At 55.8% G+C, this 24,970-nt stretch carries 21 protein-coding genes and 1 pseudogene; 18 read left to right on the top strand and 4 right to left on the bottom strand.

Going from position 1 to position 24,970, the window contains the following annotated elements; genetic code table 11:
* Positions 1-147: 147 nt before the first annotated feature.
* The 4 genes from ACHZBS_RS06130 to ACHZBS_RS06115 all read left to right on the top strand — a co-directional run bounded on the left by ACHZBS_RS06130 (position 148) and on the right by ACHZBS_RS06115 (position 6,399).
* Positions 148-1,896, top strand: a complete 1,749-nt coding sequence (locus ACHZBS_RS06130) for a transposase (RefSeq protein ID WP_319404994.1) — start codon at positions 148-150, stop codon at positions 1,894-1,896.
* Positions 1,897-2,119: 223 nt separating this feature from the next.
* Positions 2,120-4,036, top strand: a complete 1,917-nt coding sequence (gene dnaK, locus ACHZBS_RS06125; protein WP_319405640.1) for a molecular chaperone DnaK — start codon at positions 2,120-2,122, stop codon at positions 4,034-4,036.
* Positions 4,037-4,402: 366 nt separating this feature from the next.
* Positions 4,403-5,860, top strand: coding sequence for a 4-hydroxyphenylacetate 3-hydroxylase family protein (locus ACHZBS_RS06120; protein WP_319405639.1), 1,458 nt, complete (start codon positions 4,403-4,405; stop codon positions 5,858-5,860).
* Positions 5,861-5,970: 110 nt separating this feature from the next.
* Complete coding sequence (locus ACHZBS_RS06115; RefSeq protein ID WP_319405638.1) at positions 5,971-6,399, top strand: YbhB/YbcL family Raf kinase inhibitor-like protein; 429 nt, start codon at positions 5,971-5,973, stop codon at positions 6,397-6,399.
* A gap of 292 nt (positions 6,400-6,691) precedes the next feature.
* Here the strand turns inward: ACHZBS_RS06115 and ACHZBS_RS06110 are convergent, their stop codons facing one another.
* Positions 6,692-7,132 (bottom strand): Fur family transcriptional regulator, encoded by a 441-nt coding sequence (locus ACHZBS_RS06110; RefSeq protein WP_319405637.1) that lies wholly within the window; start codon positions 7,130-7,132, stop codon positions 6,692-6,694.
* Between the two features lie 135 nt (positions 7,133-7,267).
* On the opposite strand from ACHZBS_RS06110, the pseudogene ACHZBS_RS06105 reads away from it, so the two are divergent.
* Together ACHZBS_RS06105 and ACHZBS_RS06100 are read left to right on the top strand one after the other, a co-directional pair.
* A pseudogene (locus ACHZBS_RS06105) lies at positions 7,268-7,399 on the top strand (hypothetical protein); the annotation flags it as partial.
* 47 nt (positions 7,400-7,446) lie between these two features.
* The gene (locus ACHZBS_RS06100; protein ID WP_319405636.1) at positions 7,447-7,647 is read left to right on the top strand and encodes a hypothetical protein; all 201 of its coding nucleotides are present in this window, start codon (positions 7,447-7,449) and stop codon (positions 7,645-7,647) included.
* 64 nt (positions 7,648-7,711) lie between these two features.
* Here ACHZBS_RS06100 and ACHZBS_RS06095 read toward each other — a convergent pair whose 3' ends face one another.
* Both ACHZBS_RS06095 and ACHZBS_RS06090 read right to left on the bottom strand, forming a co-directional pair.
* On the bottom strand, positions 7,712-8,824 hold the full coding sequence (locus tag ACHZBS_RS06095) for an FAD-dependent oxidoreductase (protein ID WP_319405635.1): 1,113 nt from the start codon (positions 8,822-8,824) through the stop codon (positions 7,712-7,714).
* 1 nt (position 8,825) lies between these two features.
* Positions 8,826-9,671, bottom strand: a complete 846-nt coding sequence (locus ACHZBS_RS06090; protein ID WP_319405634.1) for a rhodanese-like domain-containing protein — start codon at positions 9,669-9,671, stop codon at positions 8,826-8,828.
* Positions 9,672-9,871: 200 nt separating this feature from the next.
* Between ACHZBS_RS06090 and ACHZBS_RS06085 the strand changes: the two genes are divergently transcribed.
* The 10 genes from ACHZBS_RS06085 to lpdA all read left to right on the top strand — a co-directional run bounded on the left by ACHZBS_RS06085 (position 9,872) and on the right by lpdA (position 20,812).
* Positions 9,872-10,327 (top strand): ferritin family protein, encoded by a 456-nt coding sequence (locus tag ACHZBS_RS06085; protein WP_319405633.1) that lies wholly within the window; start codon positions 9,872-9,874, stop codon positions 10,325-10,327.
* A 3-nt stretch (positions 10,328-10,330) separates the two neighbouring features.
* Entirely contained in the window at positions 10,331-11,179 is an 849-nt protein-coding gene (locus ACHZBS_RS06080) for a DUF3786 domain-containing protein (protein ID WP_319405632.1), read from the top strand.
* A gap of 54 nt (positions 11,180-11,233) precedes the next feature.
* A complete protein-coding gene (locus ACHZBS_RS06075) occupies positions 11,234-11,446 on the top strand; it encodes a hypothetical protein (protein ID WP_319405631.1) in 213 nt (70 codons plus the stop codon).
* Between the two features lie 23 nt (positions 11,447-11,469).
* Positions 11,470-11,691, top strand: coding sequence for a hypothetical protein (locus ACHZBS_RS06070; protein WP_319405630.1), 222 nt, complete (start codon positions 11,470-11,472; stop codon positions 11,689-11,691).
* 162 nt (positions 11,692-11,853) lie between these two features.
* Positions 11,854-13,320 (top strand): FAD-dependent oxidoreductase, encoded by a 1,467-nt coding sequence (locus ACHZBS_RS06065; protein WP_319405629.1) that lies wholly within the window; start codon positions 11,854-11,856, stop codon positions 13,318-13,320.
* 109 nt (positions 13,321-13,429) lie between these two features.
* Positions 13,430-14,116, top strand: a complete 687-nt coding sequence (locus ACHZBS_RS06060; protein ID WP_319405628.1) for a TVP38/TMEM64 family protein — start codon at positions 13,430-13,432, stop codon at positions 14,114-14,116.
* Between the two features lie 322 nt (positions 14,117-14,438).
* Positions 14,439-15,224, top strand: coding sequence for an alpha/beta hydrolase (locus ACHZBS_RS06055; RefSeq protein WP_319405627.1), 786 nt, complete (start codon positions 14,439-14,441; stop codon positions 15,222-15,224).
* A 31-nt stretch (positions 15,225-15,255) separates the two neighbouring features.
* Positions 15,256-17,985: a 2-oxoglutarate dehydrogenase E1 component gene (locus ACHZBS_RS06050; RefSeq protein ID WP_319405626.1), complete on the top strand. Its 2,730-nt coding sequence runs from the start codon at positions 15,256-15,258 to the stop codon at positions 17,983-17,985.
* 147 nt (positions 17,986-18,132) lie between these two features.
* Positions 18,133-19,398, top strand: a complete 1,266-nt coding sequence (odhB, locus tag ACHZBS_RS06045) for a 2-oxoglutarate dehydrogenase complex dihydrolipoyllysine-residue succinyltransferase (RefSeq protein ID WP_319405625.1) — start codon at positions 18,133-18,135, stop codon at positions 19,396-19,398.
* 1 nt (position 19,399) lies between these two features.
* Positions 19,400-20,812, top strand: coding sequence for a dihydrolipoyl dehydrogenase (gene lpdA, locus ACHZBS_RS06040; RefSeq protein WP_319405624.1), 1,413 nt, complete (start codon positions 19,400-19,402; stop codon positions 20,810-20,812).
* Between the two features lie 59 nt (positions 20,813-20,871).
* On the opposite strand, the gene ACHZBS_RS06035 is transcribed toward lpdA, so the two are convergent.
* Positions 20,872-21,459 carry a hypothetical protein gene (locus ACHZBS_RS06035; protein ID WP_319405623.1) on the bottom strand — a complete coding sequence of 196 codons (588 nt, stop codon included), beginning with the start codon at positions 21,457-21,459 and terminating at the stop codon, positions 20,872-20,874.
* Positions 21,460-21,714: 255 nt separating this feature from the next.
* On the opposite strand from ACHZBS_RS06035, the gene dksA reads away from it, so the two are divergent.
* Together dksA and ACHZBS_RS06025 are read left to right on the top strand one after the other, a co-directional pair.
* Positions 21,715-22,080 carry an RNA polymerase-binding protein DksA gene (gene dksA, locus ACHZBS_RS06030; RefSeq protein WP_319405622.1) on the top strand — a complete coding sequence of 122 codons (366 nt, stop codon included), beginning with the start codon at positions 21,715-21,717 and terminating at the stop codon, positions 22,078-22,080.
* A gap of 976 nt (positions 22,081-23,056) precedes the next feature.
* Entirely contained in the window at positions 23,057-24,601 is a 1,545-nt protein-coding gene (locus ACHZBS_RS06025) for a lysine 2,3-aminomutase (RefSeq protein ID WP_319405621.1), read from the top strand.
* The last annotated feature ends 369 nt before the right edge of the window (positions 24,602-24,970 follow it).

Genomic DNA, 24,970 nt, shown 5'->3' with positions numbered 1-24,970 from the left:
CAAAATTAAAAGTTGATGGACCGGTAAAAACTCTTATCAACCTATCCAACTGAAAATATTGTTAAAATACAAAAACAGACATTGCCTTCTCCAACCTGATATGATATGAAATGTATCATATTTACAGCACGTTAACATGGAGAAGACATGATTCGTATTAAGAACCACAAACAACGACAACTGTTCGATCCGTGGCGTCATTTAAGTCCAAAACGGCGTAAAATGCTTGAGGAGGACTGGCCAGGTCTTTTTCGGGAACATCTGCTGGAGGAACTTCCCGTCGATCAGATGCTGCCGCATTTTACGGATGGCATCGGAAGACCCAGCAAGGAACTATACACCGTGCTGGGTGTGCTTCTTCTCCAGCAGACCATGGATCTGACCGACAAGGCCGCCATCGAACAGCTTGCATTCAATATCCAGTGGCATTACGCCCTTAACATCCCGGAAGAGAGCGATGATGCCAAAACCATCAGTGAAAAGACCCTTTACTCAATGCGCCAGGTGATGATCGATAATCATCTTGACGAGACCATGTTTGATGCCATCGCCGACAAACTGGCCGTGGTGTTCGGTGTCGATACCAAAGACCAGCGCATCGATTCGGTGCACATCAAATCCAATATGCGCAGGCTCGGACGGATCAGTATTTTCAGCCAGACGATCTTTAAATTTCTGGTCAACCTCAAACGCCATCATCGGATGCTTTTCGATGCCATCGATGAGAAGGTCATCGCGCGCTATTGGGGGAAAAAAGCCCTGGCCGCCTTTTCCATGATCAAGCCATCAGGATCCGAGAAGACACTGAAAACCGTCAGCACCGACTTGTTCGATCTCATCGAGCAGTTCAAGGATCAGCCACAGGTTTGTTCCATGCACAGCTACAAACTGATGCAACGGGTGCTGGCCGAGCAGTGTAGCCTGAGCAGCGATACTGACGGCAGCAAGGTGACCGTCAAAAAGCCCGCCGATATACCGGCTGATTCGTTACAGAACCCCTCGGACCCGGATGCTACCTACAGTGGACACAAGGGGCAGGGATATCAGGTTCAGGTCATGGAGACTTTTGACCGCGGTGAAGACAACGCCGAGAAGCAGCAGCGGTTGAATCTGATCACCCACGTGAATGTACAAACGGCCTGTGAGCACGACGCCCACGCGTTGGCCCCAGCCATCGCTGACACCCGGGTGCGGGGTGTTGGCCCCAAGAAATTGCTGGCCGACACGCTTTACGGCAGTGACACCAATGATCGGATTGCCCAAGTAGCAACGGTTGAACTGGTTGCCCCGACGCATAAGGGCCGCAGTAAAGAAGATCTGTTGAGCCAATTTCGTTTCAACAAAAAAGGCCTGGTTACCCAATGCCCTGCCGGATATCGTCCAGAGAATACGTCACCAAAAACGAAACGATCCAACTTCGGCGCCGGTTTTGACCTGCAACGCTGTCTGGCCTGCCCCATGTTGCCCCAATGTCCGGTAAAGCCCGGCAAGAAGAAGGCGTATCTTCGCTACAGCGAAAAGCGCTACCGTCTGGCAAAACGGCGAGCGCTGGAAGCCAGTGCAGCGTTCATTGATGACTATCGCTGGCGGGCCGGCGTGGAAGCAACCATGAGTGAGTTCGATCGACGAACCGGAGTAAAGAAACTCAGGGTCCGGGGGATGCCGGCCGTGCGGTTTTACGCCAGAATGAAGGCCACCGGCTTAAACATCCTTCGCGCAGGAGCCGCCCGCAAGGCCAGAAGAAAGGCCTGGGCGGCCAATGGTGCCTATATTGGCCATGTGGATACCTTTATCCATGCTGTCAAAGAGCGAATCCAACGATTTATAGAAGATCTTGGATCTGTTTTTCTCAATCCGACTCAGGCCGCCGATAGTTATCGAAATATGGCGGCGTGAGTTTTTACGGGTCCATCAAAGTTCACGTTTTCAGATTCATCGATGAGCCACCTGCGGATGCCGCCGGTGGTTTTTTTGCGTATAGGGCCTGTAAAATTACTTATAGATATAATATTAAAAAAGTAATATTAAAAAATTTGACACGAAAGAATTATGATATATGATATTGTACATACAAACAAACACGGGCCATACCGGCTCCGTATTTCAGGAGGAACAGAAAATGAGCAAAACCATCGGAATTGATCTTGGAACAACCAACTCTTGTGTAGCCATCATGGATGGCGGCGACGCGAAAGTGATCACCAACGCCGACGGCGGTCGAACCACCCCGTCGATGGTGGCCATTTCCAACAGCGGAGAACGGCTGGTGGGCCAGATTGCCAAGCGTCAGGCAGTAACCAACCCGGAAAATACGGTCTTCGGCGTCAAGCGGCTGATCGGCCGAAAATATGCCGCCAGCGAAGTGACCAGCGATAAGAAAAACCTGCCCTATGCGGTGACGCAGGCGGAAAACGGCGATGTCCGCATTTCCCTGAAGGATCGCCAGTACAGTCCGGCGGAGATTTCGTCATTCATCCTGGCGGATTTGAAAAAATCTGCGGAAGCCTATCTAGGGGAACCGGTCACCGATGCGGTGATCACCGTACCGGCCTACTTCAACGACAGCCAGCGCCAGGCAACCAAAGATGCGGGCAAGATCGCCGGATTGAACGTCAAACGCATCATCAACGAGCCCACGGCGGCATCATTGGCCTATGGCTTGGACAAAAAAAAGGAAGAGAAGATCGCCGTATTCGACCTGGGTGGCGGCACTTTCGACATCTCCATCATGGAGATCGGTGACGGAGTCTTCGAAGTCAAATCGACCAATGGCGATACCCACCTGGGCGGCGAGGATTTCGACCTGCGCATCATCGATTTTCTGGCAGGCGAATTCAAACGGGAGCAGGGCATTGACCTGCGCGGCGACAAGATGGCGCTTCAGCGGCTTAAAGAAGCCGCGGAAAAGGCCAAAATGGAGCTGTCCAGCGCCATGGAGACCGACATCAACCTGCCTTTTATCACTGCAGACGCCAGCGGACCCAAACACCTGAACGTCAAGCTGACCCGGGCCAAACTGGAATCCCTGGTGGAAGACCTGCTGGAGCGCATGGACGGTCCCTGCCGCACGGCCATGAAAGACGCCGGTTTTTCCGGCAGCGACATCGACGAGGTGATTCTGGTGGGTGGCATGACGCGCATGCCGGCGGTGGTGCAGCGGGTGAAGCAGCTTTTCGGCAAGGAGCCCAGCAAGGGCGTCAATCCTGACGAAGTGGTGGCCATGGGCGCCGCCATTCAGGGTGCCGTGCTGCAAGGCGATGTCAATGATGTGCTGCTGCTGGACGTGACCCCGCTCTCCCTGGGCATCGAAACCCTGGGCGGCGTGATGACCAAGTTGATCGAAAAGAACACCACCATTCCCGCGCGCCAGAGCCAGGTCTTCTCCACGGCCGAAGACAACCAGCCGGCGGTGACCGTTCATGTACTTCAGGGAGAGCGGGAGATTGCCGCGGGCAACAAAACATTGGGCCGCTTCGAACTCACCGGCATTGCCCCGGCACCGCGGGGAACGCCCCAGATCGAAGTGACTTTCGACATCGACGCCAACGGCATCGTGGAGGTGTCGGCCAGGGATCAGGCCACGGGCAAGCAGCAGAGCATTCGCATCACCTCGTCTTCGGGCCTGTCCAAAGATGAGATTGACCGGCTGGTAAAGGATGCGGAACTGCATGCCGATGCCGACAATCGCAAAAAAGAACTGGTGGATGCCAAAAATGCCGCCGATGCCCTGATTTACAGCACGGAAAAAACCCTCAAAGAGATGGGTGCCGCCGTGGACGGCAGCGTGCGGATGGAGATCGACGACGCGATGGCCAACCTGAAACGGGCCCTGAAAGGCGACGACGCCGCGGCGATCAGGCAGTTGACGGATGTGCTTACCCGGTCCGCCCACAAGCTGGCCGAATCCATGTATCAGCAGCCGGGTGCCGCCCATGATGGCGGGCCGCAGGCGGGACAGAGCGGCAGCAAACGAGCCAGTGCAAAGCCGCCGGGTGACGACGATGTGGTGGATGCCGAGTATCAGGAAGTGGCATAACGAATAATAATCTTCAGGCATGTTGATCGGTGCGTTTTTACCAGCACATGATATCCAGGAAAATAGCCGGGCGGATGCCCGGCTATTTTTGTTTCCACCCACCTGCCAGATCCTCACGGGGAACGTTGAAAGCCTTAAACCGTGTACCGAATCTTAGGATGCTGATCCATAAACAACGCAAGCCATGGAATAAACGAAGGGGCCTAATTCCGTTGATTTATCAGCCGGATATGGTAGTAGATGGGTCGGGCGACGAAACAAAGAGCAAAATTTAAACATAAACCCACTACCGTTACGGGGGAAACCCTTGCTGCTCGTGGGAATACGAAGGGCAGCACCTGTTATGACACGAGAGGGTGAATCGGCATGCCAATGATGACGGCTGAACAATACGAAGCGAGTCTGCGGGCGTTGAATCTGGAAGTTTACATGTTCGGCGAACGGGTGGCCAACGTGGTCGACGATCCGATTATCCGGCCGTCGATGAACGCCGTGGCCAAAACCTATGAACTGGCCCACGACCCGAAATATGCCGACCTGATGACCGCCCGGTCCCACCTTACCGGAAACCGCATCAACCGGTTTACGCATATCCATCAGAGCATCGACGACCTGGTGAAAAAAAGCAAAATGGGCCGCCTGCTCGGCCGGAAAACCGGCTGTTGTTTCCAGCGCTGCGTCGGCATGGACGCGCTCAATGCGCTGTCTATTATTACCTACAGCATTGACCGGAAATACGAAACGTCATATAATCAACGGTTTAAACAATACCTCGGCTTCGTCCAGGAACGCGACCTGATGTGCGACGGTGCCATGACCGACCCGAAGGGGGACCGCAGCCTGCCGCCGCACCAGCAGCCGGACCCGGACCATTACCTGCACGTGGTCGAGGAAAAAGCGGACGGGATCGTGGTTCGCGGGGCCAAGGCCCATCAGACCGGCGCGGTCAATTCCCACGAAGTGATCGTGATGCCGACCATCGCCATGCAGGAGGCGGACCGGGACTATGCGGTTTCTTTTGCGCTTCCCAGTGATGCCCGGGGAATTGTTTACATCATGGGCCGCCAGTCCTGCGATACGCGCAAGATGGAAGGCGGAACCATGGATCAGGGCAATGTGCGGTACGGTGGTCACGAAGCGCTGGTGGTATTTGACGATGTTTTCGTCCCCTGGGAGAGGGTATTCATGTACGGGGAGCATGAATTCGCCGGGCCGCTTGTTGAGATGTTCGCCGCCTACCATCGACAGAGCTATGCCTGCAAGGTCGGCGTCGGGGATGTGCTCATCGGCGCCGCTCAGCTTGCCGCCGAGAATAACGGCGTTGCCAAGGCTTCGCACATCAAGGACAAACTGATTGAAATGAACCATCTCAACGAGACTCTGTATTGCGGCTGTATCGCCTGTGCCACGGAAGGGCAGAAAAAGCTCAGCGGCACCTATGCCGTGAACACGCTGCTGGCAAACGTACACAAGCAGAACGTAACCCGCTTTCCATACGAAATTGCCCGGCTGGCTCAGGACATTGCCGGCGGGTTGATGGTGACCCTTCCATCGGAAAAGGATTTGAACGCCGGTGCGACACGAAAATGGGTGAAGAAATATTTACAGACCCAACCCGGCGTCCGTACCGAGGATCGCATGCGGATTCTGCGGTTGATCGAAAACCTGACGCTCGGAAGCGCAGCGGTCGGCTACCTGACCGAATCGATGCACGGGGCCGGATCTCCTCAGGCCCAGCGCATCATGATCGGGCGGAAAGTCAATATGGCGGAAAAAAAGAGGGCGGCCATGCGGCTCTGCGGGATAGACGAAGACGATACCTGATGGGAAGGGGCATCTTGAACCTTGAGATGACAGGTGTTATAGGGCACCCCATTGACAAGCCAATTGAAATCCTTTCACCGGGTTCAGCAAACCGATCAGATGAGGCGAACATGAAAAAATGGTACCCACTAGTCCTGCTCACCACCGCGCTCCTTCTTTCCGTTGGCTGTGCCAAAGACCAGAACCAGATTAAGATTCCTAAAGATGCCGCCAAGATGGATGTGGACTTTTCATGGGAAGGGATCCCAGCGTGCTCCCATGAATCCCCGGAGATCCGGGTGTCCAAGGTCCCTGAAGGCACCCAAGAGCTGCGGGTCCGGCTCAAAAATATCGACATTCCGGCATGGAACCAGGGGGGCGGCAAGGTAAAATATGACGGCTCCGGGATCATTCCCGCCGGCGCACTTAAGCTCGGCTATAACGGCCCCTGCCCGCCGGGTGGCCGACTTAAATATGAATTCTCGATTATGGCCGTCAATGCCGAGGGCGTCATCATCGGTTTCGGCAAGGCCAGGCAGTCTTTCCCACCTAAAAAATAATTGATTCGACTTGCCAAAGGGGCAAGCCGCCGCACAAAAACCGTCGTTGTGCCCGTTGTGAAACTGCCGGTGACGGGCCTTTCCCCGCCGGTCCTGTCGTCCGTCCGCATGCACCCGCTGAGCGATCCGACCGCTCCTGCCGATTAATCCCGATTTGATCCAAGGTACCGTCGATCGGTCGACGCATGCGCTTAATACTGCGATTGTCTACAGGCAATCCTGTCTGACACGGACCAAAAGACGGCGCTTATTTCGTGCAGGACGATTATCGAAGTGATCCCAAAAGAATCGGCTACTGCCTGGCCTGACAGTCCGGGCAGATGCCGAAGAAATCGAGTCGGTGGCGGGTGATGGCAAAACCGGTTTCCCGTGCCAATTCCTGAGTCATGTCTGCCAGGGCCGAAATGTCGGGATCGAGTATTTTTCGGCAAACGGTGCAGACGACGTGGGGATGGTCATAGGGTTTGTTGCCGTCATACCGGTTGCTGTCATCGCTGAAACCCAGTTCTAGCAACTGACCGAGGTCTTTCAGGACGGCTACGTTTTTATAGATGGTGGCCAGGCTGGTGGTTGGAAAGTTGGTTTTGACCTGTTCGTAGATAGACTCAACGCTGGGGTGCCCCTTGCTCTCGGCCAGTACTTTCAGGATGGCCAGGCGCTGGGGGGTGATCCGATACTGGTTTTCCCGAAGGGCTTCCACCATTTTTCGCATTCGGATCTCAGGATCTGGCATGGGTGTACTCGATTAAGTTCGGTTTTTAATGGAAAATAATTATCAATAGATAGCAAAGGCGGGGTATGGGTGTCAATAGCCTCAAAGAACAGGGGCGTGCCGCTATTGACAAAAGATGCAGCTGTTACGAATTTGATGCGACAACGGACAGGAGGAATCATGGACACCCCATCCAATCGACAGCCGCCGGGAAAGGCATCTTTTAAAGAGGCCCTGAAATTCTGGACCCAGTTAGGGTTCATCAGCTTCGGCGGGCCGGCCGGGCAGATTGCCATCATGCACCAGGAGGTGGTCGAGCGGCGGCGCTGGGTGAATTGCTCATTCAGCACCGCCTTCCCCGGGTGTTCTGCAAGGGTTCTTTCGACGAGCAGACCCGCGAATGCCTTATCGAAGAAGAGGCCGACCATTTGCAGAAAAGCGTTCCCCCGACGTTTACCCATGTGATCCGGGTGTTGGTTGTCTGCCCGGCGCTATGGGGCATCGTGATGGGCGTTGTCTGGAAAATGGCGGGGTGACGTTCAGAAGCATGCCAACCGGCAGCGACCGGCCGGTTGTCGATTATCGACAACCCATTTCTACCTACTCGATGGCCTGGAATTCTTTCATGAATTTCCGGTCGATATAATCCTTGATGACGAATGCGGGCCGACCGCCGAATTCCAGCCAGCGTTTTTTGAGCACACCGACCCCGCCACCCAGGTTGAAAATCAGCAGGTAGTCGCCCCCCGGGTCGAAGGGCATCAGGTCTCCGTCATTCAGCCGCGCCACGAGGTTATGGAACAGCACCGGATTCTGGCGGACCGCATAGACGCCCACCTTGTCCAGGGGCTGGTCCTGAAAGAAAATACAGTCACCCCCACCGAAGATGTCGGGGTGTTCGATGCTCTGCAAAAAGCGGTTGACCCGCAGGCCGCCGTCGGGTCCCGTGGCGATGCCGGAATTCGAAAAAATGGCGGATGGCTTGACACCCAAAGCTAAAAAGATGAAATCCGCGGGCAGGGTTTCGCCATTATCAAGAAGGATGCCTCCCGGGGATACGGATTTCCCGTAGGCACCGTCGCGTATGGTAATTCCCCTTTGGTTCAAAACAGTTACGATTTTCCGACGGACCGATTGGGGAAAGCGGGACATGAAGGCGCTGCCGGTGCAGACGGTGATTCGCGGCATGTGCCTGCCGATGGTTTTTGCCAACTGCCAGACATTGCCGGCCACCTCTGCCGAAGAAGGGCCGCCGCCGACGATGACCACGTCCGGGCTGTGCCGGCCGAAATGGTCGACCAGGCGGGATTTGGCTTCCATGAGCCGTTCGATGGGCTTGACGGTAAAGAGGTCGGCAGGATCCCCCTCAATGTCCGGTCTGGGCACGTAGCTGCCCGCGTTGCAGGAGAGCACGTCGTAGGGCACGGTGTCGCCGGTTTCCAGAGTGACGACCTTTTTTTGGGGATCGATCATGGCCGCTTTGCCCGGCAGAAATGTCCCCCCCTGCTTTTCGACCACCTGCCGGGTAGCGAAGCGAATTTCATCGGGCCGGTAGGTACCCGAAAGCATCCCCGGTCCCATGCCTGAGTAGTAGTGGTAATCCGATGGGCCGATGACGGTGACGCCGTGACCTTTTTCAGTGATGGCAGCCAGGTTGGCCAGCGTGACCATGTGGGCATGGCCGCCGCCGATGAGAACCAGTTTTTTTTGCATGTCAGGCCTCTTGTCCCACGGTTTCTTCCATGAGTTGGCCCAGCCGTGCCAGATGGGTCTTCTCCTCGTTGGCAATCTGGATCAGGGCTTGTTTGCCCGCCTCGTTTTTCGCCTTCTCCGATGCCCGTAAATAAAGATCCAGGGCCTGGGCTTCGATGGACATGGCCAGTTCGATGATTTCCGGCACCGTGTCGTAGGCGGGCATGAGCAGATTGGCATACTCTTCGGTGGTCAGTCCCCCTTCCAGCACGTCCGGTACCTGTCGGGCCTCGAAGGTGTCGCGGGTGACCGGCTTGCCGGTCAGTTCGGTGTATTGCTCCAGAATGCGATCCTGATGTTTCACTTCAATTTGAGACAGTTGATGAAACAGTTGTCTCACAGGGTCACTATCCACCTTGACTGCCATGGAATCGTAAAAGTCCTTCAATCCCGCTTCGAGGGAGTAGGCCACGGCCAGGGCGTTTTCCACCGATGTGACCCCATCGAAAAGCGCCAGCCCCTTTTCTTCGGCCATGAACGCCGCTTCGCCGGTCCAGGCCTTGAAGCCGCCGGCCACGTTGATGATGTTGTCGAATCCCTGTCCGGAAAGCAGCTGCGCAGCCACCCGGCTGCGCCCCCCGGACGCTCAGTATATCATAACCGGCTTGGTGCGGTCGATGCGCGGCAGGAAGTCGGTGAGTTCCGGCAGCGGGGCGAGAACGGCACCGGGAATGTGGCCGGCCTCGTACTCTTTGGGTTGCCGCACATCCAGAATGGTAACCTCGTCCACCTTTTTTCCCGCAAGATAGTTTCTGGCCTGGTCGGTGTCGATGGATTTAACGGGTGTCAGGAATTGTCTCCAGTTCATGATGTCCTCCATTTTTTTGCGCCGGGATGAGTTTTATTTCGGAAGGTTTTTGCAATTATACACAAACCGTAACCGGCTGACCATCCCTTTTTGGGTGGCACACAGATTGCTATACCTATCCAATAGCGGGTTATGTTATTATCGCCAAAACGAGTTGCCCATCCATCACCCAACCCCTTTTCAGCCGACTGGAGGCCATCATGAATCTCAGCGAGTACAAGGAAATCATCAAGCAGGCTATCGCCAACGAGGTGGAGGCCAGAAAATTTTACGATGATGCAGCCAACACGCTCAAGGACCCGTACCTGAAAAAACTTTTCGCCTCTCTGGCCGAAGAGGAGAAGAAACACCGGGATATCCTGACGAAGATATACACCAGCGGCACCATGGACCGCTACTTTTCCGAATCGCGGGATTACAAGGTCGCCGAAACCGTGGACGAGCCGGAACTGTCCATGGAGATGAAACCGGCCGATGCCTTTGCCTTGGCTATGAAAAAGGAGGAAGCCGCCATGAAGCAGTACACCGAGATGGCCGCGATGTGCGATGACGACGGAAAACGGCAGGTATTTCTGGATCTGGCAGCCATGGAGCGGGATCATAAGCTGAAGATGGAATCCGCTTTCATCGATATCGGATATCCCGAGGTCTGGTGATCCATGGCCCTTTCCGTCGTCGACCTCTACCGCGATGTGCTGCCCCAAACCAATTGCGGTGACTGCGGATTCTCCACGTGCATCGCTTTTGCGGGCATGGTGGTTTCCGACAAGCATCCCCTGGATGGCTGTCCTCACCTGACACCGGCGGTGGTCGAGCGGTGTAGCCAAGAACTTGGGGTGCAGTATGCCGCTGGTAAATGGACCAAACGGGATCTGGCGGAAGATGCCCTGCAGTGGGCCATCGAACGCTCTGCTTCCATGAATCTGGCGGACCTGCCCGATCGAATCGGTGGGATACTGGTTGAAAGCGAGGCCGGTCCGGCGCTGAAGCTTCCTTATTTTTCCGGACACATTCTGATTGGCGTGAAGGATATCAAGCGATTGGACGGAACGGGTCTCACCCGCTGGGAAAAGGTTTTCATTTACAACCACATGGCCCAGGGGGGGATTCGGACGCCCACAGGGACATGGAAGGGATTTGAAGCATTTCCCAATACGGTCTCAAAGGTCAAGACCATGGCCGGCGAAGTGGAAACCCCTCTGGCGGAACGGTTTCACGGCCGACTCAAGGATCTGGTCGAGGCCGCTGTCGGCATCGGCGGCCTGGATGTTACCGGCAGGGAAAACAGCGCTGATGCCGCCTTCCGATTTCATCCCTTACCCCGGGTGCCGGTGATGCTGCTCTTCTGGGACGATGATCCGGTGGACGGCTTCGGGGCTGCTGCCAAGCTGCTCTTTGACGAGACCGTCATCGACCATCTGGACATCGAATCCATCGTTTTTTTAAGCGAGCGGCTGCGGCAGATGCTTTGTGATGCCGCCGATGAAACCAACGGGTTGCGGACTTGATCCTTGCCCGCATCCTCATTTCCCGGATGGATTCAACACAAAGGAGTATTGATAATGACCCAATCCAAATGCCCGGTCTGCGGCTGTAAAAAATTCCATGTCAAAAACCCCGATGACGATTACGATGTTTACGAATTTGAGTGCCGGGACGGTGAGGTCTGTTTCGAAGAAGATCTGGAGGGGGAGGAATGCCCTGAGGTAAACGATGCCACGGAAACTTTTTGCAATGCGTGTGCATGGCATGACAAGTTCAATAAAATCAGATAGAAATTCCCAATTAAGGAGTAAATATGGGAACTCATGATGTAACCGTGTTCAAACCCTACCCGTTCAGGGTGGGCCAGAAAATCAATATCGAAGACGGACCCCGTAAGGGGGACTGGGAGGTGGTGGCCGTTACGGACCGCAAGGTTAAACTCCACTGCCCGTTCAGCCATCGGGAATTCGAATGGAACCGGTTCTGCTATGCGGTCGATGAACGGACCGGTGTTCAATGGCCCGGAAAAGAATAGCTTTTTTATTTTAACGCAGGCAAACCGGTGTAAAATTCCCACCCCGTTGCGTGGCCAACCTGAAAAACTGTGCAGTGATCGGCTGGAAAGAAACAAAGGGCGAATCATGGTCACATACCTGGAATACGACGGGTCCCTCAACGGAAGCTGAAGGAGGCGACGATGGCAGATTACGACTACGATATCGGCATCATCGGCGGCGGCGCAGCCGGACTTACGGTGGCTTCGGGAGCGGCGCAACTGGGGGCCAGGACCCTGCTTATCGAAAAGGAGCCCGCCCTCGGGGGAGACTGCCTGCACTATGGATGCGTGCCCAGCAAGACCCTGATCCGTTCAGCCCACGTTTACCACGAGCTGAAACACGCCGAGCGTTTCGGGCTACCCAAAATGACTCTGCCACCCGTGGATTTTTCCCGGATTGCCCGGCGGATCCAGGAGGTCATCGCCGTCATCCAGAAGCATGATTCGGAAGAACGATTCTGCAAATTGGGGGCAAAGGTGGCCTTTGGGACCGTTTTTTTCAAGAATGACCACACGGTGGATTTAAATGGCCGGGCCGTCAGCGCCAAGACCTGGGTGATTGCCACCGGGTCTTCTGCGGCCGTTCCCCCCATTCCGGGACTGAAAGGAATCGACTATATCACCAACCGTGAGATTTTCTCTCTCGACCGGCTTCCCGGCAGCATGATCGTGCTGGGCGCCGGACCCATCGGGATCGAGATGGCCCAGGCATTCAACCGGCTGGGAACCTCGGTAACGGTGGTGGATCGTGCCGGTCAGATTTTGACCAAGGAGGATCCGGACATGGCCGATGCCGTCCAGGCGGTCATGGAATCCGAAGGCGTAAAATTTTACCTGGGGGCCGGCGTTGAACATGCATCTGCGGCCGGCCAGAAAAAAAGCGTTTCCCTGAAATTGGGAGACGGTGCCTCGGTGGCACTGACCGCCGACACGGTGCTGGTGGCCATGGGCCGTGCGGTCAATGTCAACGACCTGTGGCTGGATGCGGCGGGTGTGGGATTTGGACGAGCGGGGATTACGGTGGACGCACGGCTGCGCACCAGTCAGAAACATATTTTTGCCGCCGGAGACGTCAGCGGCGGTTACCAGTTCACCCACGCCGCCGGATACGAAGGGGGGGTGGTGGTGAGCAACGCGGTATTTCACCTGCCGCGCAAGGTGGATTACACTTGGCTGCCCTGGTGCACCTACACGGATCCGGAACTGGCCAGTATCGGACTCAACGAACGGGCGGCAAAGGACGCGGGTTTGGATTATTCCGTCTGGACGGAGGCGTTTCAGGACAACGACCGCGGTCTGGCCGAAGGGCAGACCGAAGGCCGGATCAAATTGATTCTGGATAAAAAGGAAAAGCCACTGGGCGTGCAGATTCTCGGCCCCCGTGCCGGTGACCTGATTGCCGAATGGGTGGCGGTCTTAAATGGCCGCGTTAAACTATCCACCCTGGCGTCGGCCATTCATCCTTATCCCACGCTGGGAGAGATCAGCAAGCGGGTAACCGGCAGTGTTTTCTCGCCGAAAATTTTTTCTGAGAAGGTCCAGAAAGGGCTCAAGTTCTTCTTTAACCTCAAGGGGCGGGCATGCACCCCGGAGGTGTGCGAGGAGTGAGTCCGCAGGTCGGAGGCCGAAGGTGCGGATCGGGAGATCGTTGGAGCGGCTTTCAGCCGCGAGCGCCTCACACGGCGAGAACCGTCCACAAGGCGGCAAGGAACAGTTTATGAACGCAGCTAAACCCAAATCCGGCGGCAGATTCAAAGCCCTTATTTTTGGCCTCTTCATTGTGGGCGCCATCGTGCTGATTCGGTTTACGCCAGTGAAAGACTACGTTACCGCCGAGATGCTGGGCGCATTGCTGGCGTCGGTGGGACGCTGGGCACCCTTGCTTTACATCGTGGTTTATGCCGTGGGGGTTTGCCTCTTTATTCCCGGTACCCTGCTGACCGGACTGGGCGCCGCCATTTTCGGACCTTACTGGGGCTTTCTATGGGTGTGGGTCGGTGCCATGATCGGGTCGGCCGGGGCTTTTGTCATCGGCCGGACCCTCGGAAGGGAGTTTGCCGCTTCCCTCATCGGCGACCGGCTGAAAAAATATGACGAGGCCATTGAGCGCAACGGTTTCGCCACCGTGCTTTACCTGCGGTTGGTCTACTTTCCCTTCACGCCGATGAATTTCGGTATGGGACTCACCCGGGTCCGGTTCGTGGACTATATGGCGGGCACCGGCCTGGGGATCATCGTCGGAACCTTCATCTTCACCTTCTTCATCGGCACCTTGAAGGACGTATGGGCGTCGGGGAACTGGGGCGAATTGATCTCCTTCAAAGTCTTTTTCTCCATCGCCCTGTTCGTTTTCTCCTTTTTTATTCCTACAATCATCAAGCGGTCCAGGGGCGAGAGAAAATAGCAAAAACCCTCCCGTGAACCAATCATCTTGAGACATCCTGTCTCAAATAAAGCCAACGGTTTTTCTAACAAGGGGTTGATGGTCGATCTAAAAAACAGGGATAGACGGGGCAGGGAAAGTGCCGACGCTCAATATCCGACGGTCAATCGGTTGGAAGCTTCGTCAACCGATGATCCCAATCAGACAGGCATCCGATCCATTCGTTCCATTGGTTGCCGGCAACTTCCAGCCAATCGGTTTCACATAACTTTTTTACCTTGACGTTCATGGCATGGATCTTGTTAATATTATTAAAACCTCAACCCTTTCCTGCGCAGAGAAAATGGAACAGCAGATCCAGTTTGACAATCATTTGGGGGAAACCCTTGCCGGAACCCTTCACCAGCCGGCGCGTCCACCGGTCGGCGCCATTGTCGCCGGCCACTGCTTTACCTGTTCCCGGCACACGGGTGTCCTGCGGCGCATCAGCCATGCGTTGAGCGAAGCCGGTTTCATGGCCCTGCGGTTCGATTTTTCAGGAAACGGCCAGAGTCAGGGTCGCTTTGAACAGTCCACCTGGACCAAACAGATCCTGGAGATGGAAGCAGCCATTGAACTGGTTCAGAAAAAAGGCGCCTCATGGATCGGTCTGGCCGGGCATTCACTGGGTGCAGCCATTGCCCTGCTCACCGCTAGGCGGACAAAAAACGTGTCGGCTGTCTGCCGGGTGGCCGGGCGCGTGAGTGCAACCCGTCCCATGCATTTTCTGACGCCGTTACAGCAACGTACTTTGGAACAGACCGGTTCTGTGGAATTCGACAGCCGCGCGCGGCAGCTTACACTCAACAGGGATTTTTTCGATGATGCCGATCGGCACGATTTGGCTGAGGCCACCCGCTCGCTGACGATCCCCATGCTTGTGGTTCACGGCGACCATGACGAGATCATTCCGGTTTCCGAAGCGCATCTGGCCAAATCGGCAAACCCACGGATGGTGGAACTGGCTATTATTTCCGGAGGCGATCACATGCTCGCCCATCCGGACCCCCAGCGGCAGGTGGCCCGGGTGGTGACCGATTGGTTCTGCCGCCAGGCCGGTGTCCCCACACCCGGCGACCGTAACCGTTAATACCGATATCGCCCACAGGAGGCTGTGAAAGATGAATCTGTCAGAAACTCTGAGCGCCGACTTCATCGACGCCCAATACCGCCAATGGAAATCCGATCCATCGTCGCTTTCGGATGACTGGCAGTTCTTCTTCAAAGGCTTCGAACTGGCCGGGGCTGCCGGACCGGCGGGTGCCGATCCGAAACAGGCCCTGCGCCAGGCCGGGGTGGGTGCGCTGATTCACCGCTACCGGGACATCGGCCACCTGCTGGCCTGCATGGATCCATTGTCCGCCTGTCCTACCGCTCACCCGCTATTGGACCTGGAAGCCTTTGGCCTGGACGTGTCGGACCTGGACCGCCAATTTGCCGCACCGGGTCTGATCGAACAGACCTCGGCCTCCCTTAAGGAGATCGTGGCCCGGCTGAAACAGACCTATTGCCGCAGCATCGGCGTGGAGTACATGCACCTTCAGGACCCCGGCGAGCGCGCGTGGCTTCGGTCGCGCATGGAGCCGACCCGGAACCGGGTCGATCTCACGGCGACCGAACGGATCGGACTGCTTAAAAAGCTCACTGCGGCGTCCCTGTTTGAAGGATTTCTCAATAAAAAATACGTGGGGGTGACCCGGTTTTCGCTGGAGGGCGGTGAAGCCCTGATCCCGTTTTTGGACGCGCTCCGCCGGCGGGCGGTTGCAGGTGGATGCCGCGAAATCATATTCGGCATGGCCCACCGGGGGCGCCTCAACGTATTGAGAAACATCCTCGAAAAACCGGCCGAAGAGATCTTCTCCGAGTTTGAAAGCTGCTACGATCCTCAGGATCTGGTGGGGTCCGGGGACGTCAAGTATCATATTGGTTACCTCACCGATTACCAGATGGAAGACGGCACCGCCCTTTCCCTTTGCCTCGTGAGCAACCCCAGCCATCTGGAGGCAGTGAATCCCGTGGTGGAAGGTATGGCCCGGGCCCGGCAGGATCTTCGGGCCGAGGGTGGCGACAAGGCGGTTCTGCCGGTGCTGCTGCACGGCGATGCGGCCTTTGCCGGGCAGGGGGTGGTGGCCGAAACCCTTAACATGTCCCAATTGAAAGGCTATCGGACCGGCGGGACGGTTCACGTCGTCATCAACAATCAGATCGGCTACACGACCTTGCCCGAGGATGCCCGTTCCACCCGCTATTCGACCGATGTGGCCAAAATGCTCATGGTGCCGATCTTCCACGTCCATGGTGAAGATCCCGAGGCCGTGGTTCATGTGGCCCGGCTCGCCGCCGACTACCGCTACCGCTTCGGTAAGGACGTGGTCATCGACCTGGTCTGTTACCGCCGGTACGGCCACAACGAAGGGGATGAGCCCTATTTCACCCAGCCGACCATGTACCAGCGCATCCGCCAGCGTCCGCCGCTGAACCGGGTATATGGCGACACGCTGGTGGCCGAGGGCGTTTTATCCAAGGCAGATGTGGAGAAAATGGAACAAGAGGTTACCAGCGGTCTCGATGCGGCATATGAGGAGATCCACGGCGCCACCTGCCTCTTTCCCGAACCCCGGTTCTTTCCGGAATGGGAGACGATCAGCGGGTCGTATACCTCTGACCCGGTGAATACCGCGGTGGACAAAAAGGTTCTGGTCAATCTGGCCGGCCGGTTGGCTCAGCTGCCCGAGGGGTTTACTGTCCACCCGCGGTTGAAGGGCGTGCTGGACAAGCGAATCGAAGCCGTTAATACCGGTGAAAGTATTGACTGGGCCGGTGCCGAAGCCTTGGCCTTTGCGTCCCTCCTTGTCGACGGCCACACGGTGCGGCTCAGCGGCCAGGATGTGGGCCGGGGCACTTTCAGCCAGCGACACAGCGTGCTATGGGATTATGAGACGGGCCAACCCCATATCCCCTTGAACCACCTGGAAGCGGGTCAGGCACCCTATGAGGTGTATAACAGCCTGCTGGCCGAGGCCGGTGTGCTGGGCTTCGAATATGGCTATGCGGTGACCCGGCCCCAGGTGCTGACCCTGTGGGAGGCGCAGTTCGGGGATTTTGTCAATAACGCCCAATGCGTCATCGATCTGTTTATCGCCAGCGGCCAGGCTAAGTGGCAGCAGTTGTGCGGATTGACCCTGCTGCTGCCCCACGGCTGGGAGGGCCTGGGGCCGGAGCATTCCAGCGCCCGGCTGGAACGCTTTCTCCAGCTTTGCGCCAACGACAACCTGCAGGTGGCCAACCCGACCACGCCGGCGCAATATTTTCACCTGCTGCGGCGGCAGATCAAGGCCCCGTATCGAAAGCCGTTGATCCTTATGACCCCCAAGAGCCTGCTGCGCCATCCCGTGGCCGTTTCCTCCTTAAAGGACCTGACCCAGGGAAAATTCTCACCGATTATTGACGATGCGGAAGCGACGGCTTCGGCTAAAAAGGTCATTTTCTGCAGCGGCAAGATCTTCTACCAGCTAATTGCCCGGCGGCAGCAGATTAACGCCGCCGACACGGCTATCGTCCGGGTTGAAATGCTTTACCCGTTTCCGGAAAAGGCCCTCGAGGCGGTTATCGGCCGCTACAAAAAAGCCACCGTCTGGACCTGGGTGCAGGAGGAGCCGGAGAACATGGGTGCCTGGCAGTTTGTCCGGCATCGATTGGCGTCGCTGTTGAAAAAACCCATCGACTATGTGGGGCGAAACGCATCGGCCAGTCCGGCCACGGGTTTTCCCAAGATCTACAAAATGGAGCAGGACGGCATCGTCGACCGGGCTGTCGGTTCCCATGGCCAGGCGAGGGGGATGGCGGGGTGACGGACGTCCGATGCCCGATGACAGAGAACAGAAGACAAAAATCTGACTTTCGGCATCTGAGTTTCGACTTCGGTAATGCCTTGAGCAAAACGAACCCTGCAAACTCAATAAACCCAAAATACGCGATAAACTAACCAAGGAGCCCGCATGTCCATCGAAATCAAGATTCCCAGCGTTGGCGAGTCGGTCCGGGAAGCAGTCCTGGCCGAATGGTTCAAACAGGACGGCGACACCGTCCGCAAGGACGACCCTCTGTTTGTCATCGAGACGGACAAGGTGACCCTGGAGGTGGTGGCCGAGGCGGACGGTGTGCTGAAGATCCTGGTGGCTGCCGGAGAAACCGTGGTTATCGGTGCGGTGGTGGGGTCCCTGGAAACTGCCGGTGCCGCAGCGAAGGCACCTGAAAAGCCGAAAGCTGAAGCCCCGCCGAAACCGGAAAAAACACCTGCGCCGGAACCGGCCGCCCCGGCTGCAAAAGCCCCGGCGCCTGCCGCCCCGGCAATGACTTCTGCTCCGGTCCGCCCTGCCGCCGGCATTTCCCTGGCGCCGTCGGTGCGCCGGCTGATCGCCGAAAAGAATCTCGATGTGTCGAAAATACAGGGTACCGGCCCCGGCGGGCGCATCAGCAAGGGAGACGTTCTGCTCTACCTGGAGAAGGCGCCGGCGGGCATCCCCGATGCGCCCGTTGTTCCGGCTGGTCAACCGCCGTCGGCGGCCATGGAAGAGCGAAAACCCATGACGCCCATCCGCAAGCGCATCGCCGAGCGGCTGCTGGAGTCCAAACAGAGCACGGCCATGCTCACCACCTTCAACGAGATCGATATGGCCCGGGCCATGGAAATCCGATCCCTGTACAAGGAAGCCTTCGCCAAGCGCCACGGCGTCTCGCTGGGGTTCATGTCGTTCTTCGTCAAGGCATGTGTAGAGGCCCTCAAGGAAGTTCCCGAGATCAACGCCTTCATCGACGGCAGCGATATCGTCTATCACAACTACCAGCACATCGGCGTTGCCGTGGGCACCCCGCGGGGCCTGGTGGTGCCGGTGATCCGCCATGTCGAACGCATGAGTTTCGCCCAGGTGGAAAAAGCCATCGTGGAGTACGTGGCTAAGATCAAGGACAATCGCCTGGAGTTGGCCGACCTGGAAGGGGGCACCTTCACGGTGAGCAACGGCGGCGTATACGGCAGCCTGCTCTCCACCCCCATTCTCAATATGCCCCAGAGCGGGATCCTGGGCATGCACAAGATCGAAAAGCGGCCGATGGTGATTGAGGATCAGATCGTCATCCGGCCCATGATGTACGTGGCGCTCAGCTACGACCACCGCATCGTGGACGGCAAGGGAGCGGTGACTTTCCTCAAGCGGATCAAGGAGTTCGTCGAAAACCCGGAACGCATGGCATTGGAGGTGTAAGATGGCACAGCAAGCACAGTTCGACCTGGTGATCATCGGTTCCGGACCCGGGGGATACGTGGCTGCCGTTCGTGCGGCCCAGCTTGGGATGAAAACCGCCGTGGTTGAAAAAGCGTCCCGACTGGGAGGCGTCTGCCTCAACGTGGGATGCATCCCCAGCAAGGCCCTGCTGGATTCTTCCGAGTACTATCACCTGGCCAAAGACCGTTTCGCCGAATATGGCATCAAGACGGGAAAAGTCTCCCTCGATCTGCCGGCGATGCTGGCCCGCAAGGACAAGGTGGTGGAGGAGCTTACCGAAAACGTACGCAAACTGCTGGAAGGCAACGATATCGAGATCATCCACGGGTCGGCTTCGGTGCCGTCGCCGGGAACGGTCGAGGTGGATATGGGAAAAAGGAAAACGACCCTCCTGTCGGCCAAGAACATCCTGCTGGCCACCGGTTCCGAACCCATTGAAGTCAAGGGCCTGGAGTTCGACGGCAGGCATATCGTCAGTTCCACCGAAGCGCTCTCCTTTGCCACCGTGCCCAAACACCTGGGTATCGTCGGCGGCGGTTACATCGGCCTGGAACTGGGGTCGGTGTGGAGCCGCCTCGGTTCCACGGTCACCGTCATCGAGATGCTGCCCAAGATCGCTACCACCCTGGACGGCCAGGTGGGGCGGACCCTGGACCGTATCCTCAAGCGGCAGGGCCTGGAATTCCGGCTCAACACCAAGGTGGCCGAAGCGACGGTGGCCGGTAAAAAGGTCAAGGCCGTGCTGGAAAGCGGGGGAAAGACCGAAGAGATGAGCTTCGACCGGCTGCTGGTGTCTATCGGCCGGCGGCCCCTCACCCACGGCCTGGGCATCGAGGCGCTGGGTATCGACACCGATCCGCAAACCGGCCAGATTCTCGTGGACGAAACCTACCGCACCAGCGTAGACGGCATTTACGCCATCGGCGATCTGGTACCCGGTCCCATGTTGGCCCACAAGGCGTCCGCCGAAGGCACCGCCGCCGTGGAATGCATGGCCGGACGGGCCGGCGAAGTGAACTACGACACTATCCCTGCGGTGGTCTACACATGGCCCGAGGTGGCCAGCGTGGGTCTCACCGAAGAGCAGGTGCGTGAGAGGGAGATCCCTTACTGCGTGGGCAGTTTTCCCTTTTCCGGCGCGGGGCGGGCGCGCTGCATGGGCGAAACCGACGGGTTTGTCAAGCTCATTTCCCACGGAAAGACCGACCGGGTCCTGGGCGTCCACATCATCGGTCCCCGGGCAGCGGACATGATTGCCGAGTGCGTGCTGGCCCTGGAGTTCGGCGCCAGTTCGGAAGACATTTCCCGCACTATCCATGGCCACCCCACCTTTGCGGAAGCCCTTCAGGAGGCGGCCATGAATGTCAGAAAATGCTCCATATATGCTTCTTGAAACCGAGGATGGAAAATTGCTGGGATGGCGGCTGAATAACGGTCACGACCGCATGGCCGTTACCCGGAAGTTGCAGGAGAAGATGAGGGAGATGTTCGCATCCGCCGTGTGACCCGGCGGGTCACTTCCGCTTCCATCCTGACACGGTTTTTTTCGATCCGTTCAATTTTGCCAAGCAGGGATGCCGCTGTCGGCCGACCCCTTTTCTTGAGAACGGCCCGCTGGGTCGGGCAGACATACTGGGTGCACATCCAAGGTCGGATTCGCGGTGGCAGGCGGCATCCGTGGTGGCTTAGAAACGGGCAGGGATCGTCGGGATCCGATGTCGCCTGACAGGGCGGTATGGGTTCTTCGAGCAGATGGAGAAACAGCAGATCCCGGAAATCGATCCATACGGTATTGCCGATGCAGCAGGGTTCCGGGCAAAAGCGGCAGGTCCGACGGCACAGCGCCGCCATCAATGGCGTCAGTTCGTCTATGTCACGCCGTATTTCCAGGGCCACCGCTATCGCCCTTCCCAGCGTTCGGCGATGGATTGCCAACAGGCGGGTCAACGCGCAGTTCGATTCCCGCCATTGCGGGGTTTGGGGGAAAACACCCTTTTCTGGCCAAAAGGATGGGGTCGTTTTTCCGTAAGGACCGTTCATTTCCAATCCTGATCGGTTGCTGATATCCCAATCTTAATGGATGTCGACCATCCGGCGCAACCCCTAACCGGGTTCAGCGGAGCACAACCAACCGGCTGCGTTCGCCATCGATGCGATTGATCGGATGGTGTTAGTTTTTGGTTTACCTCTTGATTCTTTTGCTTTTGATGTTATTTTCTGCCCCAAACGATCACCGATGCATGGGCTTGAGCGGTGTTTTACATTGATGCAAACGCATTCCGTCAGGATGAATTGATGAATAAGAAAGACCTCGACTATTTTCAGAATTTGTTGCAGAACGAGCTTGATGAATTGCTGGCCAAGGCCGGAATTGCCGTTGGAGAACTGATCGGTTCGGTTTACACCAATGAGGCCGACCCACTGGACAGGGCCACTGAGGAGGAGGCCCGCAACAACCAGCTGCGCATTCGAGGCAGGGAGAGCCGGTTGATCGCTAAGATCAAAAAGAGCCTCCAGGCGATTGATGAAGGGACCTATGGCATCTGTGAAGGGTGCGAGGAACCCATTTCGATTGCCCGTCTGAAAGCCAGGCCGGTCACCAGCTATTGCATCGACTGTAAAACCAAGCAGGAGGCTTTTGAAAGAGTCACCGGCAGTTAGCGGTAATATTGCCTGTAAACGCCACCCATTCCTTTCCCGGACAGGGCTTCACCCCTTCCGATTTTTCGAGCTTGCCGACATTTCCTCCTGATTAAATTCAACGGCTATAGATCGAAAAACTATTTTCCCAAGGCTATCCACCACCAGCATTATATATGTGCGCCAGACTACCGTCCGGGCAGCCTGCAGATGATGTTAAATATGCATCCATTTTCCATATTGACATCTCCTGCATTGTTAACGCAACTGTCCGATATCGTGGTGGTAAAAGTCCGTTAAATTTATTTTTATCAAAAAAAACAAATATTTATATTGCTTTTTCCCGAAAAAAAGAATAGGGTATATTTATTCAATCAAGTTTTTTCAACTTCGGGACGGTTCCTTTCTGAAGGAAAAGGCGATCTGCCGAAATCATACCCCCCAGTTTGTAACGTTGAAAATGTTCAATAGAGAATGAAATCATTGCGACCCGTTGAATGGTTGCGTGGGTTGTCGATCAAATATCATTCGGATTCATTGTGCAGGGATTCGGATCGGATGATGTTTCCCGATCCTTCGTCAATCCCTGCGGACCGTTTGAAGATTTTTAAAGGAGGCGACAGCTCGGGATGGATTAACCCTCCGGTGAATCTGGATATGAAAGGAATCCCGCTTGGCAGAAAATCGGTAACGTATATCTTCATTAACTGAAAAGGATCTATAATGACTCTTTCATGGACGAGTGGCGTGAAGAAGTAATTATAGTATGGGAAGCCATGAAAAACGAAGTGGAAGGCGGATATATTCATACAGCGAGGTAATCCGTAAGACTGGATGGCTGTCCTTTTTTCACCTGCTTCCGGGAATTCCTCTTATGCCCCCTGCAGAATCGCCTGCCAAGCCAACAGGCACCTTTCAGGGTCCAGACCATAGCGCGAAAAACTAAACAATCGATGGTGTTTGCTGCTCAAAGACCTTGGCGAACCGTTAGGATATCGTGGTTTCAGAGCTGTTCATTGGATGGACGGCAGATCGTGTACCTTGGGTGAGAGCTCAACCCGGACAACGGTATACCCTTAGCGAGAAGGGTCACAATAACTGCCGGACGACCGAGAACAAAGGAAGGGGAGGAACTTATAATTTTATGAAATACAAACCGTTTACACTCAAAAATGTTCATACGATTCCGCAATTAAAACGCCTTGGCGATACCGCCATCTCCGACATGGATGTCGTTGGCAGGGTGCTGCCATTTAAAACGAACAATTATGTGGTTGATGAACTTATTGATTGGGATAACCATGAAAATGATCCGATGTACACAATTAATTTCCCTCAGAAAAGGTTGATGGCCCGGAAGCATTTTAACCGGATCTCCGGTCTTTTGAAATCCGGTGCGAACCGTTCCGTCATCAACCGGGCTGTTCAGGGAATCAGGCTTGGACTTAATCCACATCCGGCCGGTCAACTTGAGTGTAATATCCCTGAACTGGATGGCGTCAAGGTGAACGGCATCCAGCACAAGTACCAGGAAACCATGCTTGTATTTCCGGCACAGGGCCAGACATGCCATGCTTATTGTACGTTCTGCTTCAGGTGGCCCCAGTTTACCGGAATGAGTGACCATAAAATGGCTTTGAAACAGGCGGAATTATCCGCTGAATATCTTAGGCGCCATCCTGAAGTCACCGATGTTCTTTTTTCGGGTGGTGATCCCATGATTATGAATGCAAGCCGGCTGGAGATCTATATCGATGCGTTGCTGAATTCTGGTTTTTCCAATCTAAAAACGATCAGAATAGGGACAAAATCGCTTTCTTTCTGGCCTTACCGGTACCTGACAGACAAGGATTCAGAAAAAATACTGGAACTTTTCAGGAAGGTAACCGATTCGGGAATCCATCTTTCCATCATGGCGCATATTAATCACTACAAGGAGATGTCCACCAGCGCGTTTCGTGAGGCCGTGAAACGCATCAGACAGACCGGTGCCGTGATCAGATCGCAGTCACCTGTTTTAAATCATATCAATGCCGTTTCCGCTGTCTGGGAAAAAATGTGGGTCGACCAGGTGAACCTTGGTATTGTTCCCTATTATATGTTTATCCCCAGAAATACCGGCGCACACAAATTCTTTTCTATCCCTCTGGTCAAGGCGTATGACATATTCAGAGATGCATTCAGTCATGTCAGTGGCCTTGCCAGAACAGTCCGAGGACCGAGCATGTCAGCCATTCATGGAAAGATTAAAATTGATGGGATTCCTGAAATAAACGGCGAAAAGTACCTGTCCATGTCTTTTATCCAGGGCAGGTCTTCCGAATGGGTGAAAAAACCGTTTTTCGCTGAATATGATGAAAACGCCTGCTGGTTTGATGAACTGGAACCGGCGTTCGGGGACAACGCTTTCTTTTTTAATCGCAATGAATCCGGGTTCATGGAATCGGATGATTTGTATGCCGAAACAGGCATGCGCTCGTCCACCATCCGACGGTCTTCGGATGCGGCTGACCTTTCCTTCACGATCAATCGTAACGATTGACACCCTTCCCGCCATATTTCGGGGAATACCTGGCCCTGATGCCGTCGATTGAACGTGCAGAATACCGGGCTCATCGGATTGCCGGCTGCGCGGCGGTATTCGAACTCCGGAAGGCGTTCGCGGATGCGTGACATGACCTCCCGTCCCACATGGGAGGTGGACATGACCTGGGGCGGAAAGCCGTCCGGGGGCATCGGCGCTTACCGAAAAGCGGGTTTTATTTACGGATAAGTACTTAAAACGGATGACTGAAGACTAACGTCGGCCGGGAAGGTGCCATGCGCTTCCTTGCCGATAAGCCCGCGTTTAACCGGAAACTGCTTCCCATCATTATTATTCCCTATCCTCCCCCTGCCGCCCATAGATATT

Source organism: uncultured Desulfosarcina sp. (assembly GCF_963664155.2).
Lineage (GTDB): Bacteria > Desulfobacterota > Desulfobacteria > Desulfobacterales > Desulfosarcinaceae > Desulfosarcina.
Note: the sequence above shows the minus strand (reverse complement) of the source record. Positions and strands in the feature narration are given on the sequence as shown.

What these genes read in the sequence shown, in the direction of transcription:
- ACHZBS_RS06130 (WP_319404994.1), top strand. Translation starts at nt 148, where the DNA reads ATGATTCGTATTAAGAACCACAAACAACGACAACTGTTCGATCCGTGG.
- dnaK (WP_319405640.1), top strand. Translation starts at nt 2,120, where the DNA reads ATGAGCAAAACCATCGGAATTGATCTTGGAACAACCAACTCTTGTGTA.
- ACHZBS_RS06120 (WP_319405639.1), top strand. Translation starts at nt 4,403, where the DNA reads ATGCCAATGATGACGGCTGAACAATACGAAGCGAGTCTGCGGGCGTTG.
- ACHZBS_RS06115 (WP_319405638.1), top strand. Translation starts at nt 5,971, where the DNA reads ATGAAAAAATGGTACCCACTAGTCCTGCTCACCACCGCGCTCCTTCTT.
- ACHZBS_RS06110 (WP_319405637.1), bottom strand. Translation starts at nt 7,132, where the DNA reads ATGCCAGATCCTGAGATCCGAATGCGAAAAATGGTGGAAGCCCTTCGG.
- ACHZBS_RS06095 (WP_319405635.1), bottom strand. Translation starts at nt 8,824, where the DNA reads ATGCAAAAAAAACTGGTTCTCATCGGCGGCGGCCATGCCCACATGGTC.
- ACHZBS_RS06085 (WP_319405633.1), top strand. Translation starts at nt 9,872, where the DNA reads ATGAATCTCAGCGAGTACAAGGAAATCATCAAGCAGGCTATCGCCAAC.
- ACHZBS_RS06080 (WP_319405632.1), top strand. Translation starts at nt 10,331, where the DNA reads ATGGCCCTTTCCGTCGTCGACCTCTACCGCGATGTGCTGCCCCAAACC.
- ACHZBS_RS06075 (WP_319405631.1), top strand. Translation starts at nt 11,234, where the DNA reads ATGACCCAATCCAAATGCCCGGTCTGCGGCTGTAAAAAATTCCATGTC.
- ACHZBS_RS06070 (WP_319405630.1), top strand. Translation starts at nt 11,470, where the DNA reads ATGGGAACTCATGATGTAACCGTGTTCAAACCCTACCCGTTCAGGGTG.
- ACHZBS_RS06065 (WP_319405629.1), top strand. Translation starts at nt 11,854, where the DNA reads ATGGCAGATTACGACTACGATATCGGCATCATCGGCGGCGGCGCAGCC.
- ACHZBS_RS06060 (WP_319405628.1), top strand. Translation starts at nt 13,430, where the DNA reads ATGAACGCAGCTAAACCCAAATCCGGCGGCAGATTCAAAGCCCTTATT.
- ACHZBS_RS06055 (WP_319405627.1), top strand. Translation starts at nt 14,439, where the DNA reads ATGGAACAGCAGATCCAGTTTGACAATCATTTGGGGGAAACCCTTGCC.
- ACHZBS_RS06050 (WP_319405626.1), top strand. Translation starts at nt 15,256, where the DNA reads ATGAATCTGTCAGAAACTCTGAGCGCCGACTTCATCGACGCCCAATAC.
- odhB (WP_319405625.1), top strand. Translation starts at nt 18,133, where the DNA reads ATGTCCATCGAAATCAAGATTCCCAGCGTTGGCGAGTCGGTCCGGGAA.
- lpdA (WP_319405624.1), top strand. Translation starts at nt 19,400, where the DNA reads ATGGCACAGCAAGCACAGTTCGACCTGGTGATCATCGGTTCCGGACCC.
- ACHZBS_RS06035 (WP_319405623.1), bottom strand. Translation starts at nt 21,459, where the DNA reads ATGAACGGTCCTTACGGAAAAACGACCCCATCCTTTTGGCCAGAAAAG.
- dksA (WP_319405622.1), top strand. Translation starts at nt 21,715, where the DNA reads ATGAATAAGAAAGACCTCGACTATTTTCAGAATTTGTTGCAGAACGAG.